The following is a 5,072-nucleotide window of genomic DNA, read 5'->3' as shown; positions in this document are numbered from 1 at the left end:
TTAAACTAGAACCCGATAGTGATGGCATAATGCGCTCCCAAATCTTCCCCGGTTTATGGCTAGATAAAAACGCTTTATTAATGGGCGACTTAGGAAAAGTTTTAGTGATTTTGCAGCGGGGGTTAGAAACAGCAGAACATCGAGATTTTGTCAATAAACTAACTGCCAATCACAGCTAGATTGTAAAATTAGACAATTATTCTTGATCCACTGTCTTATAATTACAGTAAAGAGTGAGCTAAGACGCATTTAAACCGCCTATCCTTAGATTAGCCGAATTTTCCCCGCCCCCCCAACCCCCCCCGACGTCGGGGGGCTTGCCTCTTGCCTCTTGCCTCATCTCAACCAGCAATTTAAATGCGCGGGCAGCTTATTTATGTCAAATCTAATCCTTTTCTGGCATCGTCGCGATTTACGTCTCTCGGATAATATTGGACTGAGTAAAGCTAGGGAGCGTAGTCCGAAAATTATCGGGGTTTTCTGCCTCGATCCTGCTATTTTAGAAGGGGATGATATCGCCCCGGCTAGAGTTGCCTATCTCCTCGGTTGTCTAGAGGAATTAGAAAAAAATTATCGCCAAAAAGGTAGTCAATTACTGATTATTCGCGGCAACCCCAGTCAAACACTCGTCAACTTAGCCGGCAATTTATCGGCAAAAGCAGTTTTTTTTAACCTCGATATCGAACCCTATGCGCGTCAACGGGATCAACAGGTAATCGCCGCTTTACAAACAAAAGGAATTGAAGTAGAAACCTTCTGGGATCAACTTCTCCACGCTCCAGGGCAAGTCCTCACCCTCTCAAAAAGCCCCTACACCGTATATACTCCTTTTTGGAAAAATTGGAGCCAATTAGCCAAAGCCAGCCCCACAACCCTAGAAACCCTGCAAGGATTAGACGAAAATGAGGGGGAGAAACTCACAGAAACTATTAACTTACCAACCCTAGAAAATTTAGGTTTTACTTGGCAAAACCCCTTACCCCTCACCCCCGGAGAAAAAGCCGCCAATAGCAGATTAGAAGAATTTTGTCAAGGGGTTATTAACAATTATCAAGAAGATCGTAACTTCCCCGCTTTTGATGGCACCTCGCGCTTGAGTGCCGCTTTAAAATTTGGGGCGATTGGCATTCGCACGATTTGGACGGCAACCCTAGAGTTATTAGAAAATTGCCGCGCTCAGGAAGCAAAAGATAGTATTATCACTTGGCAGCAAGAGTTAGCTTGGCGGGAATTTTACCAGCATTGTCTCTATTTTTTCCCAGAATTGGCGGTCGGTGCTTATAGAAAAGAATTTCGTCATTTTCCTTGGCAGGATAACGAAGAACATTTTCAAGCTTGGTGCCAGGGAAAAACCGGCTATCCGATCGTTGACGCGGCAATGCGACAATTAAATGAAACGGGATGGATGCACAATCGTTGTCGCATGATCGTGGCGAGTTTTTTAACCAAAGATTTAATTATTAACTGGCAAAAAGGCGAAAAATACTTCATGCAGAAACTTTTTGATGGCGATTTAGCCGCTAATAATGGTGGTTGGCAGTGGAGTGCCTCTAGTGGCATGGATCCGAAACCTTTAAGAATTTTTAACCCCGCTAGTCAGACACAAAAATTCGATCCAGAAGGGGAATATATTCGTCAATGGTTGCCGGAATTAGCTTCCGTACATACGGAATATCTAGTAACCGGGAAAATCCCCCGCTTAGAAAGACATCGTTGTGGTTATCCTGAGCCAATTGTCGATCATAATCAACAACAAAAAGAATTCAAACGACTCTATAGCAATCAGAAGCCAAAACGGTAAAACTAGCTACTTTTGACCGGCTTTAATCTGGTTCCAAACATCCTCTAAACTTAGATATAACACAGGCACAACAATTAAACTCAACAGGGAAGAAGTGACTAAACCTCCCACAATTACCATCGCCATGGGTTGCCGCAATTCCGCACCGGTACCCAATCCCAAAGCGAGCGGAATCATGCCTAAAATTGTCGAACAAGTGGTCATTAAAATCGGTCTTAACCTAATCATTCCCGTTTCTAAAACCGCTTCCTCCCGACTCCAACCCTGTTGACGCAATTGGTTAGTATAATCCAGCAATAACACAGCGTTCTTATCGAGTAATCCCAAGAGGAAGATAAACCCGATCAGAGAAATCATACTAAACTCACTACCCGTTACCAATAACCCCAACATTGCCCCCACAATCGCTAAAGGTAAACATAAAGCGATGACGATAGTTTCTAACAGTCTTCTGAATAATAGCCATAAAACTCCTAACATTAAAATTGTCGCTAGGATTAAAGTGCGACCAAAACTGCCCAAAACATCGCTACTTTGAGAAGAAGTACCCCAACGCTGTAAAGTTATCCCTTCCGGTAAAGGAATCGCTTCAATTTTAATCGCCGCATCTTCTAATCCTAAATCCGGACTGAGATTAGCACTGAGAAAAATCGCCTGTTGACCATTTAAACGCTCGATCGCCAAAAAATCCCCCCGCTCATTTAATCTAGATGATAGGGAAATATCCTTTAAACCGGCGATTTTAGCAGCCTCAACCCGCAATTTCTCGGCACTATCGCGCAATAGCTGCAAATCATTGCTTTTAATCGCAATTTGGATCGGCTTTTCCGCTTCCGTCTGCACAAAAGGAATGTCCTCGACACTGACATTCACCCCTCTAATTGGCGGTAAAATTTGCCGAATCCGTTGCTGCACGGCACTGGTGTGAGATTTACGATCGCTCTTCAGTGTAACGTGAATTTTGCCTCGATTCGGCTCACCCCGTAAACCGGCGATCAGAAAAGTCGATTCCACTTCCCCATCCCGCAAAATTGGCGCTTCTAATTTGCTGCCATCGCGGATAGTGCGACGCAGGAGAAAACTTTCGGGAGAACTCGCTAACTGGGAAATCCAAGCGAAACTATCACTAGAACTCTTAGCCGTCGGTTTATTAGGGCTAATTTGCGTTATTTTCGGCAAAGGAGAAGTATAAACCAGATTAAACTCGCCGCGATCGAGTCGGGGAATAAATCCCCTAGAAATAAAAGGAATCAGGGCAATACCCGCCAAAAAGGTAATTAGAGCAATAGCAATGACCAGCAAACGATGACGCAGTGACCAGTTTAAGAGCCGACCATAGGCATTCTCAATCGGTCGCTTTTGTTTCGTCATTTTTGCCTGTGACTGCGGTTTCAGCCAATATACTGCCAAAACCGGCGATAAAGTTCTGGCGATCAACAGAGAAAAAATCACCGCAGCCGAGACAGTTAAACCGAAGGGTTGGAAAAACTGTCCCACCGCACCCCCCATAAAAGCCACGGGTATAAACACGGCAACAATGGTTAAAGTGGAAGCAGTCACAGCTAATCCGATCTCCCTTGTCCCCTTGAGTGCCGCATTTTTCGGGGTTTCCCCCGCGTCGATTAAACGGGAAATATTCTCCACATCCACGATCGCATCATCCACGACAATGCCAATCACCAAAGCGAGAGCCAGCAGCGTCAGGGTTTCCAGATTAAACCCATAGATGGCCATGATAATGAAAGTCCCCAAAAGAGATAGGGGGATAACCAGAGCAGAAATGATTGTAGCGGCGAAACTGCCTAAAAATATCAATATCACCAGCACCGACAGCAAAACTGCCAAAAGTAAATCATCGATCGTGCCTTGTAGGGCAGCGCGAATATATTCCGCTTGGGTTTCAGCTAAAATTATCTTGACATCGGGCAGTTTTTGTGCTATGTCTTTAACCCGTTTTTCTGCTTGAGCGGCCAGATCGAGACTATTGGCTGCACCTTTTTTGATTACCTGCACTGCGATTGCTTCTTGGCCATTAAAACGCACCAGCGTGGGTAATGGTCGGGTTAAACTTTTATGGGGATTATCTTCCCTAACTGTACCTTGACCGAGTAAATTAACTTTAGCCGTACCTGGGAGAGCTTTTAAGGGCGTAATTAAATTATCTTGGGCGATTTGGCTTAATTCTTCCAGAGTTTTCTGCTCACTCACCAGCGCATAGGTAACTGTTGCCGACTCATTTAAATCAACGGGGATAACTTCTGTGGTAGCTTGAGGGGGTAAAGGGACTTGCGAGATAGCCTGTTTAACTGCTGCGGTGGCCTTGTCTAAATTTGTGCCAATTTTAAAGAAAATGCTGATTACTGACTGTCCGGAGGAAGTAGTCGAGGAAATATCACGACGACCGGGGAGAGAGAAAAGAGGATTTTCTAGGGGTTTAGTTAATTGCTGTTCCGTGGTGATAGCAGTAGCTAAATCCGCTTGGGCGTTAATTATTACGACTGGAAAGCTGATATCGGGGAAAAGAGCGTATTTTAGGGAACTAAAAGCCAAAATTCCCGCCATGGCCACCGCTAACCAGAAGGCAATGGTTAACCTCGGTGCATTAATCGCTATTCGAGAGATATTCAGACGTTCTCGCCATGATTCTTTCATCTTTGTTGAATAAGTGGGGTGTCGGGTGTGACCCCCCCAACCCCCCCGACATCGGGGGGGTCGGGGGGCAGGTGGGGTGTCGGATGTGGGGTGTGGGGTGTAGGGTTTTAGGGTTTTAGGGTTTTAGGGTTTTAGGGTTTTAGGGTTTTAGTGGAAATTACTCTATCTCCCCATTACCCTATTCCCCCATTTTCCTATCCCCTTCTCACTGATAACTGATAACTGATAACTGATAACTGACTCCTAACCCCATGGTAGATGTTGGATTTTTGCAGGAGTTCTATTTTCCGACAAAGATAAGTAAAAATTATTTATTGACTGCAAAAACTTGAGAATATTTAAATTAACATTTCGCAATATTTATAAATTCTTAAGAATTAATTGAGAAAGATTTTTATTTAACAACGACGTTATGCTGGTTACAGCGATTTGATAGAATTTCATAATGGGTTATTCTGTGCTTTTTTGGGCAGCAATGGTTGAAACCCTTGCCACACCTAGAAGGTGATCCTAATTAAGACGGGTAAATCAGTCAATTTCACCCACAACGATGATCTTTTTTTTATGTAGTTTTATTGCAAAAAAAAAGTTTTTTTGACAAAAAGCACAAAGTATGATA

2 protein-coding genes and 1 pseudogene are annotated in these 5,072 nt (G+C 43.9%); 2 read left to right on the top strand and 1 reads right to left on the bottom strand.

Annotated elements, in window-relative coordinates; translation table 11 throughout:
- Both O9324_RS17330 and O9324_RS17325 read left to right on the top strand, forming a co-directional pair.
- Nucleotides 1–179 (top strand): annotated as a pseudogene (locus tag O9324_RS17330) (Uma2 family endonuclease); the annotation flags it as partial.
- A 197-nt stretch (nt 180–376) separates the two neighbouring features.
- Nucleotides 377–1,801, top strand: a complete 1,425-nt coding sequence (locus tag O9324_RS17325) for an FAD-binding domain-containing protein (RefSeq protein WP_288140836.1) — start codon at nt 377–379, stop codon at nt 1,799–1,801.
- Nucleotides 1,802–1,807: 6 nt separating this feature from the next.
- Here the strand turns inward: O9324_RS17325 and O9324_RS17320 are convergent, their stop codons facing one another.
- Nucleotides 1,808–4,453: an efflux RND transporter permease subunit gene (locus O9324_RS17320; protein ID WP_288140835.1), complete on the bottom strand. Its 2,646-nt coding sequence runs from the start codon at nt 4,451–4,453 to the stop codon at nt 1,808–1,810.
- Nucleotides 4,454–5,072 lie beyond the last annotated feature (619 nt).

The sequence above is a fragment of the Microcystis sp. LE19-84.1B genome (assembly GCF_027531875.1).
GTDB classification, from domain to species: domain Bacteria; phylum Cyanobacteriota; class Cyanobacteriia; order Cyanobacteriales; family Microcystaceae; genus Microcystis; species Microcystis panniformis.
Note: the sequence above shows the minus strand (reverse complement) of the source record. Positions and strands in the feature narration are given on the sequence as shown.

Excerpts from the sequence above, each read along its gene's own strand:
- O9324_RS17325 (WP_288140836.1), top strand. The coding sequence starts at position 377 with ATGTCAAATCTAATCCTTTTCTGGCATCGTCGCGATTTACGTCTCTCG.
- O9324_RS17320 (WP_288140835.1), bottom strand. The coding sequence starts at position 4,453 with ATGAAAGAATCATGGCGAGAACGTCTGAATATCTCTCGAATAGCGATT.